Genomic DNA, 14,239 nt, shown 5'->3' with positions numbered 1-14,239 from the left:
TTACTTGGCAAATGCCTCCTCCAATGTTTTAAGCGAATTAGCAGTTAACAAAAGTTTACCAGCGTTTAATACATCGTAAGTATTTAAGTCGCCAGCAACAATAACTTTAGCTTTCTGGATATTTCTGCTTGATAAATAAATATTGTTGTTTTGTTCTGGTAACACTAACAAAGTTTTCTCGTTAGATAAGTTTAACGCGTTAACTAAGTTGATATAGTTTTTAGTTTTGATGCTATCAAAATTGAAGTCTTCTAAAACCACGATGCTGTTATCTTGTGCTTTATAAGCTAAAGCTGATTTACGAGCTAATGATTTTAATTTTTTGTTCAATTTAAAACTATAGTCACGAGGTTGAGGACCAAAAACACGACCACCACCATTGAATAATGGAGATTTAATGCTTCCGGCACGTGCACCACCAGTACCTTTTTGTTTGTATAATTTACGGGTAGAACCAGCAATTTCGTTACGTTGTTTAGATTTGTGAGTACCTTGACGTTGGTTAGCCAAATACTGTTTTACATCTAAATAAATCGCGTGGTCGTTTGGAGTTACACCAAATACCGACTCAGGAAGTTGCACCTTGGCACCTGTCTCTTTTCCTGAAATGTTTACTACTTTAACTTCCATCTTGCTTACTTATCTAAGATTACGTAAGAACCTTTAGCTCCCGGAATGGAACCACTAACTACTACTAGGTTTTGCTCAGCGTAAACTTTCAATACTTGTAAGTTTTGAACTTTCACTCTATCACCACCTGTTCTTCCAGCCATACGCATTCCTTTGAATACACGTGAAGGCCATGAAGAAGCTCCTAACGAACCTGGTGCACGCATCCTGTTGTGCTGACCGTGAGTTTGACCACCCACACCGGCAAAACCGTGACGTTTTACCACACCTTGGAAACCTTTACCTTTTGAAGTTCCCACAACATCAACATAGTCACCTTCAGCGAAGATGTCTACAGTAACTGTGTCGCCTAAGTTTAAAGCGTTTTCAAACTCAGCGAACTCTACCAATTTACGTTTTGGAGTTGTGTTTGCTTTAGCGTAATGGCCTTTTAATGGCTGTGTTACGTTTTTTTCTTTTGCCTCATCAAATCCCAACTGGATTGACGAGTAACCGTCTTTTTCTTCGGTTTTAACTTGTGTTACTACACAAGGTCCAGCTTCGATTACAGTACAAGGAATGTTTCTTCCTTCTGCATCGAAAATACTGGTCATTCCTACTTTTTTTCCAATAATTCCTGACATTTCTTTATTTAAGTTAACACCCATCGAAGCAGTAGGGCTTCGTTCAAGGTGGATATACAATCCCCGCAAAGGGACGGCAAAGATAGGCAAGAATTATTAATTTTCAAATAGTTAGCTAAAAAAATTTTAAGGTTTTATTAACCGATGCTTTCTGCAGAAAAAAGTGATTGCGTTTTACAGAACAGAGAATCCATCAAAAAACACAAATAACTGATAAATAATGATTTATGTTTTTGCAGATTTTATTTGAAAAGCAACACCAGCAACAATATTAAAGCTTTGCCCCTCTTTTCGCCTTACTACGTTGCAAACACATAAATTTGCCAAACGTGTTCGCTTCAATAGGGTTTAGTTAACTCAATTTAGCAAAAGAAAACAATGCATGGCTCAAATAAAAAATGACAACAATATTTAACACCATAAAACCACCATCGTATTTAGCATATACTATGCAGTTTCAAACTTACATTGTAAATTACTACATTAGAGTTATCGTTTAATGTAATCGCCATGAAAAAAGCTTCCGTAATATATTTATTTGTATTCGCCAGTATAATATTTAGCTCCTGTGCGACTAAACGCATGCAATACGTGCAAGAAGAAGATCCAGCTACATTTGTTAAGAAGAAAAAAGAATCAAAGCTGTTACAAGCTGCCGATGAAATACTGGATCGTTACGGTAAAAAGTTGAGAGGTGAATTAGATAGACACCCAGTTGAAACATCAAAGCCTCCTAAAGGAACGTTTCATTAATAGACAATCTACGTTAATGCGCAAATCCGCCGCCTAAACTTGCCATAATGATAGCTAAAACTATCACCCCTATTAATACATATAGGTAATCTTTTTCGAGGAAGAAAGTTACAACAGCCATTAAAACGCGGGCAATTGGCGTGAAGATCAACATCAGCAAACCAAATTGAACTACTGCAGCACCTTTAAAAGTAAGTACATTCGCGAATATAGATTCTACGGTTTTTAGAGACACTTTATGGAAGCTAAACTCCGCATAATCTATTTTTTCATGGCCGTGCTCAAATAGATAAATGATACCGCCAAGAACAACGATCACCATAGAGACATAAACGCCAGCTCGCAGGAGGTTGCCAACCAAGCTTTGGATATCTTTATCTGTTATGTTTTTTGTTTGTTCCATTGTTTAATAGCTCCTTCTTCCTACCACTTCAACCGAGGACACGAAGCGTCTATTTATTATTCCCGTTTGTAAGGACTAACTATCGTTAAAATCCTCCTGTTAAGCCCTTATAAATCATTTGCAATGCCAATATCGTTACCACTACTGCAAAAATCATTTTCAATTTATCTGTTTTAGCCTTTACCAAAACCTTTGCACCTACAGTGGCTCCAATCAGCACACCAATACAAACCGGCATTGCAATTCCAGGATCAATTTGTCCGCGATGTAAATAAACCACTGCGCTGGCCGCAGCAGTAACACCCATCATAAAATTGCTAGTAGTAGTAGACACTTTAAAAGGCAAACGCATGATATTATCCATTGCAATTACTTTTAAGGCACCACTGCCTATACCTAACAACCCCGATAACGTTCCTGCAAAGAGCATCATAAAAAATCCGCCAGCTACATTTTTCACTGCATAAGGCGTAACCACTCCTTGATTAGGGTAAGAGCCATTGAGCTTAAAAAACTTGGCTCCTTTGCTGGTATATTCTAAAGTTGTGTGATCTACTTTTTTCTTTAATGTCATTAACGAAGAGAAAATGAGGATGCAACCGAATATCACAGCCACATAACCAGCATTTAAATATACGGCAATTACAGCTCCTAAAATTGCTCCTACTGTAGTTGCTATCTCTAAGAACATACCAATACGCATATTAGTGAGCCCTTCCTTTACGTAAGCCGCCGCAGAACCAGTTGAAGTTGCAATTACCGAAATGATTGAAGCACCAATAGCATAATGAATATCCACCCCTAAACCTAAAGTAAGCAAGGGAATAATGATTACACCACCACCTAAACCTGTTAACGAGCCTAAAAAGCCCGCTAAAAAAGCACCAATAAGTACAATTAAGGTAAATAGCAATACTGACATGCAGGCAAATATAAGCGACAGGAATTGGCTTTATGCAATAAAACAGCAATAAAAGAATGTCTATAGGATACTTAGAATTTATCGATTATAGTAGTTTTTTAGATATTTCGACGGCTAGATTCCGGAGAAATATTTGATCAAATACTGATGATACGTCAAAGATTTCTCGGCTACGCTCGAAATGACGAAATGCTTAGAAGACTTACGAAGTTTAACTTTAACATATTACTGTTATTCAACGGAAAAGTTGAGGGCTTCGCCGTTTTAAAACTTCGTAAGTCTAGGAGAAATGATGTACTATTAATGGTAGTACCTTAACCGCACTTAGAAGAACCGCAGTCGCTGCAGGTTAAACAACCTTCTTGGTAATGCAGGTTGGTAGAATTGCAATTGCTACATTTTTGCTTGCCAACTTCTGTACCATCTGGAATGTAACGCTTTAACGCTCTTCCCACACCATTTTTCCAAGTATTGATAGCTTCATCGAGCTGTAAACTACCAATTAACTCCACTACTTTTTCAATTGGCATACCATGGCGCAAGGTACTTGAAATCAGCTTTGCGTAATTCCAATATTCTGGATTAAACTTGTGCGACAAGCCTTCGATAGTAGTTTTATACCCTCTTTGGTTTTTAAACTGGAAATCGTACCTAGAAGTACCATCGGCTTCTTTGTTTTTGATAATAGAACCACGGTTAAGCCAACGAGGGATAGAAATCCCATCCTCATCATCCGCAAGACCTGTAAAAATTTCATAGGGCTTTTCATCTACCAAACCAATAAAAGCAATCCATTTGTCTTTGTTATTCTGGAAACGGACCACATCTGCTTCTAATACCTGTGGGCGAGTAGTTGGAAAAGCTGCCTCTTCATCAACTTTAGCTTCTTCCTTTTTCTTATCATCAATGGCAATAAGCACACCCGAACGCGAACCATCACGATAAACCGTCACGCCCTTACATCCTGCTTTCCAAGCCGCCATGTATAATTCACCAACCAGTTCTTCAGATACATCATTTGGCATATTAATAGTTACACTAATAGAATGATCTACCCATTTTTGAATAGCGCCCTGCATCCTCACCTTCTCCAAATAATCAACATCGTTTGATGTAGCTTTATAATAAGGCGATTTCTCTATCAAAGCATTCAGTTCGTCCTGACTGTAGTTGTAAGCGGTATCATGCCCATTAATTTCCATCCAGTCTTTGAATTTATGGTGGAAAACAATGTATTCTTCCCAAGAGTCTCCTACTTCATCTACAAAATCTACTCTTACATCTTTATCGTTAGGATTTACCTTTCTACGGCGCTTGTAAACTGGCATAAATACAGGCTCTACACCAGAAGTAGTTTGCGACATTAAACTTGTAGTACCAGTTGGTGCAATAGTTAACAAAGCGATATTTCTACGGCCATATTCTGTCATATCGTAATACAGTTGCGCATCGGTGTCTTTCAATCGCAGCATGAACGGATTTGCCTTTTCTCTTTCCGAATCGTAGATAGTGAAGGCTCCTCTTTCTTTGGCCATATCAACAGACGACCTATAAGCTGCCAGTGCCAAATTTTTATGAACTTCAATTGAAAATTCAGTAGCTTCTTTTGTACCGTAACGCAAATTTAAGGCAGCCAACATGTCACCTTCGGCAGTAATTCCAACGCCAGTACGCCTTCCTTCTTCTGCTTTTTTACGGATATTTAACCAAAGATTTTGCTCCGTTCTTTTGATTTCTTCATCTTCTGGATCTTGAGCTATCTTTTCTAAAATAGCATCGATTTTTTCTAGTTCCAGATCTATGATATCATCCATCATTCGTTGCGCCAAACCTACATGTTCTTTAAAAAGCTCCCAATTAAACGAAGCTTTTGACGTGAACGGATTTTCTACATAAGAATATAAGTTGATAGCTAGTAAGCGACATGAGTCATAAGGACACAATGGAATTTCTCCGCAAGGATTGGTAGAAACGGTTTCGTAGCCTAAATCGGCATAACAATCTGGCAAAGACTCTTTAATAATAGTATCCCAGAATAAAATTCCAGGCTCTGCTGAACGCCAAGCATTATGAACTATTTTCTTCCAAAGCGCATTGGCATCTGTTTCTTTTGAAAACACTGGACTATTTCCTTTTACTGGATATTGCTGAACGTAAGGCACTCCGCTCTCTACCGCTTTCATGAACTCATCATTGATACGCACAGACACATTTGCACCTGTCACCTTGCCTTGCTCCAATTTCGCATCGATGAAATCTTCTGCATCTGGATGTTTGATAGAAACAGATAACATCAAGGCACCTCTACGACCATCTTGCGCAACTTCGCGAGTAGAGTTAGAGAAACGCTCCATAAAAGGCACAATGCCCGTTGATGTTAAAGCAGAGTTTTTAACCGCAGAACCCTTTGGACGAATATGCGACAAATCGTGACCAACACCACCTCTGCGTTTCATTAATTGCACTTGCTCTTGGTCTATTTTCATAATCCCACCGTAGGAATCAGAATCACCGTTGTTGCCAATTACAAAACAGTTAGAAAGCGAGGCAATTTGGTATGGGTTTCCTATCCCAGTCATTGGGCTTCCTTGTGGGATGATATATTTGAAATCTTTAATGAGTTCAAAAATCTCCGATTCGGATAAAGGATTAGGATATTTTTGCTCAACTCTTGCTATCTCTGATGAGATACGTTTGTGCATATCGTTAGGATCACGTTCGTACAAAACTCCAGCCGAGTCTTTTAAAGCATACTTGTTCACCCAAACTCTTGCGGCCAAATCATCTCCTTTAAAATATTGAAGTGCAGCGGCATAAGCCTCATCTTGTGTATAAGCAACGGATTGCTGAGCAATTATTTGATCCATAATGTCCTATTTTTCGTTTAATCAAACTTACCAAAAAAGAAAACTAATAAAAATGATATCAAACAATTGTTTACAACAAAAATATTTTAAAAATCTATATGTCAAATACTTAACATTTTTAAAATTCAAAAAAGTTTACAAAAATTATTTTAAATGATAAACACTAAACAGAAACACAACAATCCAAGTTAGTTAGATTATGTCATTGAGGTTACTAAAAAAAGAAAGAAGGGATTACTTATATAGCTTTAAGATTTGTAGTCGAACGGACAATGTTACTATTAATGTATACCGTCAATTCAGCCTGCTAATCCATCAATTTTGAGATCATTTCTGCGCTTAAGGCTCTAGCTTTCTCTAATCTTCCCTCGAAAAAAGTTTTAGCCGCTTCAAAATGTGCTTTGTAGCCTTTCATGTCACCATAACCGATAATCGATGCCCATTCATGTACAGCAGTATGAAATTCTAAGTCATCTTTTCTGATACTTTTATCGTATAGTGCAGTCTGGATAGTTTCCTCCATAAGTTCTTCATCCTTAAAAAGATATTCGGCTATTCCTAGCCTTAAACGAAACGGTGGTGTTTGACAGATGAGATTATCATAAGGACTTACGTCCATAGCATGCCAAGCACAAACCATACTTAAAATGCTGAGGTGCGAATTAGGTTTTCGGCTATGAGATTTATCAGCCATGCTAAATGCATCCATCACCTGATTATTCAGTAAAAGTGATCTATTATCGTTAAACACAAATTTTTTAGCTGCATAGATTTTTTCCCTGAAAGCTGTTTCATTCTCGGCAATCATTAAACCAAACAATTCACTTTCAGTTTTTGCATATTGGCGCACCTGAACTTGTGCATAGGGATTTAAAATTGCCAAGCCTGCATAAATATGAGATTTATAACTGAAGATGCGCAAGGTGGTCAGCACTTTCACATTATCGATCCCGCCAGCGTAAACTGGATTATCCCAAGGATAAAAGCCAGCATTTTTCCAAGCAGAGCCCATACTTTCGAACCCCATGTGCGTAACTGCTTGGGTATCGGCTACAATCTTATCGTGTTGCTGGTAGCTCTTCATTTCAATGATTTTAGAACCCAATGCGCTGTACACTTTTAAAGCTTTTAGATAAACTTCGTCGCTAGCTCTGTGGCGAATAACCACCAACGTTTGCCCTTCGGTATTAAACCCTGGCCCATGCAGTGAGTGGCAGGTTACAATATTTGCATCGGTGGGCAGGTGTTTTTCAAACGCAGCAATTTCAGGGTGCTTTACTGAGGTTTGTCCTGCCACAATAGCACCGTACTTTGTAGACTTAGCGAATTGCGACACTACCGCTTCTATCTTTTCGGCCTCCACACAGTAAATGATAAAATCGGATTTTCTAGAAACTTCGTGACCATCAGACAAAATTTCGATTTGCTGTGGTGAAAGTTCGGTCACCAATGCCTCTAATCTATCAGTAACATCCGTACCGCAAACCTCATAGCCTGCCTTCGCAAAAGCAATCGCATAAAGCTTGCCCATATCTCCCAAACCAATTATTCCGATACGCATTTTGCAAATTTATTGTTGCAGGAAGATAAAAAAATGACCTTAGTCAATTGAAATATTGATTAAACATCCTAACTTGAGCAAAATTAACAGCATACAACACAATTGACATAGTCACAATAAATTTTTACTAATACTGTTTTAGTATAAATGATGATCATTATGAGGAAAGCCTTACTCTCTATTTCTAGCATTTTATTATTTAGTTTCTTTTGCAACGATACTTTTGCCCAAACACCAGCTGCTACCACTACTCCAAAACCTGCGGCTGTAGCTAAAAGAACAACTTATTATCGTGATACGGTTAAGAATACCGATCCGAGTTTAAATGGGCAGTACAGATTCATGTTATCTCGTACACGTACTTCTGCGGATGGCTATAAAATGGTTGCTGGTTATCGCTTAGATCAACTTTGGAAAAGTGTGAGCGACACCTTACGAAAGGAAAGGACAGAGAAGAAGAATATCCAGCAAAAGTTAACAGAACAGGAAAAAACAATTAACTATCTTAAGACAGAAATTTCTGGCAAAGAAGCATCCTTAACAGAGAATACGAATAAAGTTAATGAAATCCGTTTCTTGGGTATTCCGTTTGAGAAAGGCACGTACAATATTATTGTGTGGAGCGTGATAGGTATTTTAGCCATAGCTCTGATTATTGTAATTGCCAGATCTGCTAAAAACATCACAGAAGCAAAACATCGTACCCAGCTATATAATGAGGTAGCCGAAGAATATCAGGCATTTAAAGCTAAGTCTGTAGAAAAAGAGCGTAAGTTAGCTCGAGAATTGCAGGATGAGCGGAATAAGCTTGATGAATTAAATGGAAGAAGGTAAAGATTCTTAATACTTTGCCTTGATACAAAGTATTGCAAAAATCAAGGCTGTATTGCCTTCCTAACATTACGCTAGCAAAACTTTAATGGCGAAATTAGAATATCTTGCCCTAAAGCAATTGCCGACGCTCGACTGCCTAATTTCTTATAATGGAGCTAAACTCGGAGGTGACTACAATAGTTTATAGCGTATTTATGTTTTTATAGGTAACTATGAGCTCTGGGCTTCGCCCTATCGGTTTACTGCGTATTGTGTCGGAATCCAATAAGGCTATTTACGCTCTTGGTAAGGCTACGGCTTTAAAAGCACCTAGTTCTTCTGCAACTCTTCCATTAGCACTTCTACTACTTTTGTTGCTTTTTGTTTGATGTAAGGGCGTGGCGTGTTGTCTCCAACTTCGTAGGTTAAGGCTTCGGCATTTAACACTTTGCCTAACCAAGCTTTAGATACATTGCCACCGTTACCAGACGGTTTAACTGGCGTTTGTTTGGCGCCTTCGAAATCATGCAAACCTTTGATCCAAGCGCTGGTTAAGCCTGGCTTGTTGGTATCAGATCTATCATCATTTGTATAAAGCACATCATTAAACGTAGAATGAAAATCTAACGCAAAAAGCACTTTAGCGTTTTGCTTTGTTACTTTTTGCAGTAGATAATCTCTAATAGCTCTAGTTTCTGGCTGTTTAAAATCAATCCAATCCCTATTTAAGTCTACGCCAGCAAAACTATGTCGCCAATTACCTTCGTCTACCCCATCTGGGTTAATCATTGGAATGATGACCAATTCGTTGTTCTTAACAAAATTTTTAGCCAGTTCGCTGTTTCCTAATAAGGTTTCCACAAATTGAACCATAGCCATGTAACCAGAAATTTCTGGCGGATGTTGACGACTTAAAACTACTATGATTTTCTTGCCATCACTTTTAGTCGAATTTAAGGCGACAATCGGCTTTCCGCCGATACTATGCCCAATTACGGTTTTAACAAGCCCACGCTGCTTTGCTAGTTCATCCATCCATTGGTAAGATTGTTCAGACGAAATAATTTCTTGTGCTGCTACGGTTAAAGTGTCTTTTGTGAGCTTCAATTTAAATGAGGCTTCAGTTTTTTCCTTATTGACCTTTACCTCAGTTAAAGTTTGCCATTGCTGGCCATCAGTTGTTGTTTTTGGTTGGTAACGATGTTTATCTCCAGGATACAATAAGTTGATGTAAACATTTTTTTGAGGCTTGCCCCAAACTTTAAATGCAAACCACGCACTTGGGTTAATTGGCTTGTTTTCTGCTTCTATGGTGATGTTGTAAGTACTGTCATTCACTTGTTGTAGCTCATTTACCCTAGCCGACGGAAAATTATTACTGAAAAACACACCTTCCTTTTCGAAAGCAAAAACCTTTTTTTCCTGCAATTTGATTTTTACCGCAGCATGATCTATTACTACATTTTGTGTAGTTTCTACGTTTCTTTTAACTGCACAAGATTGTATCAATATTGCACAAGCAGTTAAAACAAGAAATTGCTTTTGGTGTATTTTCATTAAATGACCGATCAAGATGTTACCAAAAATAGAATTACAAAATCGTTAGACAAATTTCTAATTGACATTTGGATACAAACCGTAGTGATTTTTCATGTACTTGATGATAGCATCTGCAATTTTTGCACCCGAAGCTTTACGTTGCGTAGGGTTGTTACGAAGATTGGAACCATGAGTTTCTAACTGAATTGCAGAAACTGTTCCGCCGTCTCTGGAACCATAGGTTAACGTACAATATCCCCCATTGAAGTAATCGTCTTGTTCTGGCTTGGGATCTTGCTTACTCGGTACCGCATTAATTCCCTCGTTTTCTAACAGTGTACCGAAAGCGTAATCACCCCTAATTAACTGAGAAAACGAATATGGAGAATTACGAGATAAATGGTAGATACTTGAAGTTGCCGACACCCCATTCAACACAGCGTCCGTTGCATTCAAATTAGTTCTAGAAACGATATAGCCTACTTCGATGCGTTGTTTCGTATGTCCATGCCCGTGCATATCTAAAAACAAACCCTTACCCACATTTTTTTGCACCATGTCTCTAGCACCTTTTAAAAAAGCGTGGTACTCTCGCCATAATGCATTAGCAGCCTCGCTTTTATGGTAAGCTTCATCTAAAGATCTATTTGGTTCCATTCTAGACCTGGCTACATCATTAATGATAATATGGGGGCGGATTTTTGTCTTCTCGAACAAAGCATTTGAAATCTCCTCCGTTAAATCAGTTAAGTACAAATCTCTTACTGTAACCGCATCTTTATGATCTCGAAGAGGCATAGAAGAAGGTGTAATTGTACCATCATGGGGTGAAGCTAGAATTATTGGAGAATTAGCGTCTCCAACTTTAAAAGTGACGTACTTATTGCTTCCATAAACGGTTGTGTTGGGCGTATAATTCTCCTCTACAGGCTTCGGACCTGTGCCACCGCCATTACCATCGCCCCCCGTATTGCCAGTACTACCACCCTTTTTGCAAGCGAAAAATATTGTTAATACGCCTGCAACAAATACCAAATTTATTCTTTTCATCTCATTAAGATTTAGTTTTCTATTTAATTATACCCGCTGCTGTCCATTTGTCTAACACCACACCAACTACATCGCCAACCCCGTAAGCCGGATCTCTATTTACATCGTTTCCCCATTCGTAGCCCTTAGTTACATTGGTATCGTGCCTGTAACCTCTTATATGCGTATACTCATGTGCCCAATGCCTGGCCAAACGTTGCGCTAATCTTTTTTCACTCAGTTTAAGCCAGTAATCGTTAGTTGTAATCCTAGTTCCACAGGCACTTGCAGAACCTAGCGTAGTAGTATTGTCACCATTTTTTCTAATGCTGACAGCAATGCTGAAAGTTATGTTTGGCAATAAATTATCATAAACGGATTTACCCGCTATGCTACGACCTGCCACTGTACTGCCATAAATTCTATTGAAGCAAGTAGACGTTGATTTCGTGTAAGCAGAATCATGAAAGTTGCGTTTGTAAAGCTCATCCCGAAAATCTTTCGACGCAAAAACTTTGTTTAGCAAATCTTGCGTTTTCTTTACCGTATCTGCAAAAGTTGAGGGCAAAATAGCGTCTGAAGTAGCAGTATAGCTCAAAGTTAACTTCACATCTTTCACAGTCTCTATGTTAGCATATTTTGGAAGATCGTTACTCTGACCATCGCCATCTTTCTTTTTACATGAAGCAAGTGCAAAGAATATTGCCAGTATTAACGAGTTTAGGATTATTTTTTTCATGAGCAATTAATTTATGACTGCTACTAAATCAATCCTTTTTTGGTCCAATCCAGCATAATATCACCCACAATCCCTCCAACGCCCATGGCAGGATCATCACCTTTTTTAAACTTATGTTCTTTCGGCAACAATTTATCATGTTTGTAGCCACATACGTGCGTGTACTCGTGCGCCAAATGCCTTACAAACCTTAGCGAAAGGTTTTGTCCATTTTTTATCCAATAATCGTGGCTAGTGATTTTGTTTACACAGAATGTAGCGAAGCCCATTACGCTTGTCTTTTCGCCGTCTTTATATTTTTTGATGACCCACTCTATTTCGATATTTGGATTACGGGTAATATTCTCGTAAACACCTAATCCGCTAACCCTACCTTTCTCGTCATAAATTCGTTCGAAACAAGCTTTCTTCGTTCTTGAAAAAGCAGAATCAGCGAAAGAGCGTTTAGCTAATTCCTTTTTAAATTCTTCGGACGACAATATCTTCGAAAGGATATCCTCAGCCTTTTTTAAAGTATCAGCAAATCCCTCGGGCAGTATTACGTTATCCGCAACATTTACCTTAACACTAAACCTAACTTGCTTGGCAATTTTGATTTTATCATCGCTCTTCGAACTCACAAAAGAAAGTGTAAATAAGCTCAAAACGCTAAGCGCTAGCATAAACTTTAACCTACAACTTTTAGATAACTTCATAACAGGAAGGGTTTATTTTGGCAATAGAAATTTAGTAGAAGGCACTTAAAGCGCCTCCCAGCTAAACATATTTACTAACTTATTATTTTTCTTTTTAAGGAGTTGGATTTTGAACCATGTAAGGATTTGCTTGCATTTCTCTCCTTGGAATTAGAAATTGCCAAGTATTTACTGTAGCTGGAAAACCAACTGTTAAAATACGGGCGAGCGTAGTAGTCGAGCCACTTCCAGCTCTATCCAAAGGCAAATTCAAACGTTTCAAGTCTAAAAAGCGAAAGCCTTCTCCCCATAACTCTATCCTTCTTTGCATCATAATCAATCCATTATTATCATTACCTATATCAGAAATATTATCTGGTCTTACATAATTAGGATCTCTATTTTTTGCTAAGACATCAATAATATCTGCTGCTTCATTTAACAAACCAGCCTTAGCTTTTGCTTCAGCAGCAATCAGATACATTTCCGCAGCTCGCATGAACGGTATGTCTCCAGCACTTACGGCAGGGTCAGAAACTGTAAACTTTTTCTGCATATAAAGTGCCCTAGCCTGGCCTGGTACTGGCTGGCCTGTAGATGCGTCTATCACCCCTGGAAAATTCACATAGTCGTTTACATTATCACAGAATAATTTTCTTCTTATATCTGTAGTAGTTAATGAATTATACAGAAGAGTACTTATTTTCTTAGGGTTTGGACGAGTATGTGACGAGTTGAAATTAGATGACATATAGGCAAAAAACGATCCGTAGGCAGGCAATTGCTCTGCTAACTGGTGAGCTCCCCACATCCATTCAGAATTTTTCATATCACTAAAACCATCTAGATATGCAGAGTTTGACATCAATTGATAACCTTTTAAAGCTTCCTGCGCATAAAAAGCAGCATCTGTCCAATTATGTTGTGTTAAGGCAACTCTTGCCTTAATACCTTGCGCAACACTCTTATCTATATGGGTTCTATACAAACCTCTAGGCGGAGCACCTGTTAATAGCACCATTGCTTCGTCCAAATCTTTGTTAATCTGGGTGTAAACTTCTTCAACACTGTTTCTAGGTTGAGGATCCAAAGAGTATTTAGTTACAATTGGAATACCTAGATTTGGTTTACCCTCAGCATCTAAATTAGATGGAACTCCATTCTCATTCACATTATAGCGTTTACCAAATAGTTGAACCGACATAAAATGAGCCCAACCTCTAATCGCCAAACACTCGCCTTTAATCACATTCTTTTGTGCTTCGGTTGCATCTGGTACTCGATCTATGCCTTCTAATATGATATTTGCATTGGCAATAATTCTGTAGTATAACCGATATGCGAAATATGGCAAATCGTTTAGGTCAGAACGGTGATCAGACCATCTGTATGCTCCTCTGAAATAAACTGTTCCTGTTGCCGTGTGTACGATATCTTCACCCATGAAATCTAATACGATCATCATAGCAGGATGTCCATCTTGTTCTTGGTCTGAATACTGCATGTACATCGTTCTGTAAACGCCGTTTAGCGCTACTTTTACGTTATTGATGCTATCAAACATTTTGTCAGCATCTATTTGATCTGACGGGGTGGTGTCTAAGTAGCTCTTTTTACATGAACCTAGTGTAAGTAAAAAGAATATGATCGTTAAAAATGAGAAATACTTTTTCATGATTATCAATT

General features: G+C 38.3%; 13 protein-coding genes. 2 read left to right on the top strand and 11 right to left on the bottom strand.

Features of this window, described 5'->3' with window-relative positions:
- Both rplD and rplC read right to left on the bottom strand, forming a co-directional pair.
- The gene (gene rplD, locus AC23ME_RS16340) at window positions 1-630 is read right to left on the bottom strand and encodes a 50S ribosomal protein L4 (RefSeq protein ID WP_487728845.1); all 630 of its coding nucleotides are present in this window, start codon (window positions 628-630) and stop codon (window positions 1-3) included.
- A 5-nt stretch (window positions 631-635) separates the two neighbouring features.
- A complete protein-coding gene (gene rplC, locus AC23ME_RS16335) occupies window positions 636-1,253 on the bottom strand; it encodes a 50S ribosomal protein L3 (protein ID WP_308851468.1) in 618 nt (205 codons plus the stop codon).
- Window positions 1,254-1,763: 510 nt separating this feature from the next.
- Between rplC and AC23ME_RS16330 the strand changes: the two genes are divergently transcribed.
- Window positions 1,764-2,006: a hypothetical protein gene (locus AC23ME_RS16330; RefSeq protein ID WP_487728844.1), complete on the top strand. Its 243-nt coding sequence runs from the start codon at window positions 1,764-1,766 to the stop codon at window positions 2,004-2,006.
- A 13-nt stretch (window positions 2,007-2,019) separates the two neighbouring features.
- Here the strand turns inward: AC23ME_RS16330 and AC23ME_RS16325 are convergent, their stop codons facing one another.
- From AC23ME_RS16325 to AC23ME_RS16310, 4 genes are all read right to left on the bottom strand, one after another.
- Complete coding sequence (locus AC23ME_RS16325) at window positions 2,020-2,409, bottom strand: DUF1634 domain-containing protein (RefSeq protein ID WP_487728843.1); 390 nt, start codon at window positions 2,407-2,409, stop codon at window positions 2,020-2,022.
- A gap of 85 nt (window positions 2,410-2,494) precedes the next feature.
- Window positions 2,495-3,331 (bottom strand): sulfite exporter TauE/SafE family protein, encoded by an 837-nt coding sequence (locus tag AC23ME_RS16320; protein ID WP_308851464.1) that lies wholly within the window; start codon window positions 3,329-3,331, stop codon window positions 2,495-2,497.
- Between the two features lie 314 nt (window positions 3,332-3,645).
- Window positions 3,646-6,198 (bottom strand): adenosylcobalamin-dependent ribonucleoside-diphosphate reductase, encoded by a 2,553-nt coding sequence (locus AC23ME_RS16315; protein WP_487728842.1) that lies wholly within the window; start codon window positions 6,196-6,198, stop codon window positions 3,646-3,648.
- Between the two features lie 307 nt (window positions 6,199-6,505).
- Window positions 6,506-7,759: an NAD(P)-binding domain-containing protein gene (locus AC23ME_RS16310; protein WP_487728841.1), complete on the bottom strand. Its 1,254-nt coding sequence runs from the start codon at window positions 7,757-7,759 to the stop codon at window positions 6,506-6,508.
- A 159-nt stretch (window positions 7,760-7,918) separates the two neighbouring features.
- On the opposite strand from AC23ME_RS16310, the gene AC23ME_RS16305 reads away from it, so the two are divergent.
- The gene (locus tag AC23ME_RS16305; protein ID WP_487728840.1) at window positions 7,919-8,593 is read left to right on the top strand and encodes a hypothetical protein; all 675 of its coding nucleotides are present in this window, start codon (window positions 7,919-7,921) and stop codon (window positions 8,591-8,593) included.
- A gap of 309 nt (window positions 8,594-8,902) precedes the next feature.
- Here AC23ME_RS16305 and AC23ME_RS16300 read toward each other — a convergent pair whose 3' ends face one another.
- The 5 genes from AC23ME_RS16300 to AC23ME_RS16280 all read right to left on the bottom strand — a co-directional run bounded on the left by AC23ME_RS16300 (window position 8,903) and on the right by AC23ME_RS16280 (window position 14,228).
- The gene (locus tag AC23ME_RS16300) at window positions 8,903-10,129 is read right to left on the bottom strand and encodes a M14 family metallopeptidase (protein ID WP_487728839.1); all 1,227 of its coding nucleotides are present in this window, start codon (window positions 10,127-10,129) and stop codon (window positions 8,903-8,905) included.
- A gap of 57 nt (window positions 10,130-10,186) precedes the next feature.
- Window positions 10,187-11,161, bottom strand: coding sequence for a hypothetical protein (locus AC23ME_RS16295; protein ID WP_487728838.1), 975 nt, complete (start codon window positions 11,159-11,161; stop codon window positions 10,187-10,189).
- Window positions 11,162-11,180: 19 nt separating this feature from the next.
- Complete coding sequence (locus AC23ME_RS16290; protein WP_487728837.1) at window positions 11,181-11,879, bottom strand: hypothetical protein; 699 nt, start codon at window positions 11,877-11,879, stop codon at window positions 11,181-11,183.
- A gap of 23 nt (window positions 11,880-11,902) precedes the next feature.
- Window positions 11,903-12,574 (bottom strand): hypothetical protein, encoded by a 672-nt coding sequence (locus AC23ME_RS16285; protein ID WP_487728836.1) that lies wholly within the window; start codon window positions 12,572-12,574, stop codon window positions 11,903-11,905.
- Window positions 12,575-12,668: 94 nt separating this feature from the next.
- Window positions 12,669-14,228 carry a RagB/SusD family nutrient uptake outer membrane protein gene (locus AC23ME_RS16280; protein ID WP_487728835.1) on the bottom strand — a complete coding sequence of 520 codons (1,560 nt, stop codon included), beginning with the start codon at window positions 14,226-14,228 and terminating at the stop codon, window positions 12,669-12,671.
- Between the last annotated feature and the right edge of the window lie 11 nt (window positions 14,229-14,239).

Source organism: Pedobacter sp. T50_32 (assembly GCF_057652195.1).
Note: the sequence above shows the minus strand (reverse complement) of the source record. Positions and strands in the feature narration are given on the sequence as shown.

Coding starts and splice junctions, on each gene's coding strand:
- rplD (WP_487728845.1), bottom strand. CDS start 630: ATGGAAGTTAAAGTAGTAAACATTTCAGGAAAAGAGACAGGTGCCAAG.
- AC23ME_RS16320 (WP_308851464.1), bottom strand. CDS start 3,331: ATGTCAGTATTGCTATTTACCTTAATTGTACTTATTGGTGCTTTTTTA.
- AC23ME_RS16330 (WP_487728844.1), top strand. CDS start 1,764: ATGAAAAAAGCTTCCGTAATATATTTATTTGTATTCGCCAGTATAATA.
- AC23ME_RS16280 (WP_487728835.1), bottom strand. CDS start 14,228: ATGAAAAAGTATTTCTCATTTTTAACGATCATATTCTTTTTACTTACA.
- AC23ME_RS16285 (WP_487728836.1), bottom strand. CDS start 12,574: ATGAAGTTATCTAAAAGTTGTAGGTTAAAGTTTATGCTAGCGCTTAGC.
- rplC (WP_308851468.1), bottom strand. CDS start 1,253: ATGTCAGGAATTATTGGAAAAAAAGTAGGAATGACCAGTATTTTCGAT.
- AC23ME_RS16315 (WP_487728842.1), bottom strand. CDS start 6,198: ATGGATCAAATAATTGCTCAGCAATCCGTTGCTTATACACAAGATGAG.
- AC23ME_RS16290 (WP_487728837.1), bottom strand. CDS start 11,879: ATGAAAAAAATAATCCTAAACTCGTTAATACTGGCAATATTCTTTGCA.
- AC23ME_RS16300 (WP_487728839.1), bottom strand. CDS start 10,129: ATGAAAATACACCAAAAGCAATTTCTTGTTTTAACTGCTTGTGCAATA.
- AC23ME_RS16325 (WP_487728843.1), bottom strand. CDS start 2,409: ATGGAACAAACAAAAAACATAACAGATAAAGATATCCAAAGCTTGGTT.
- AC23ME_RS16305 (WP_487728840.1), top strand. CDS start 7,919: ATGAGGAAAGCCTTACTCTCTATTTCTAGCATTTTATTATTTAGTTTC.
- AC23ME_RS16295 (WP_487728838.1), bottom strand. CDS start 11,161: ATGAAAAGAATAAATTTGGTATTTGTTGCAGGCGTATTAACAATATTT.
- AC23ME_RS16310 (WP_487728841.1), bottom strand. CDS start 7,759: ATGCGTATCGGAATAATTGGTTTGGGAGATATGGGCAAGCTTTATGCG.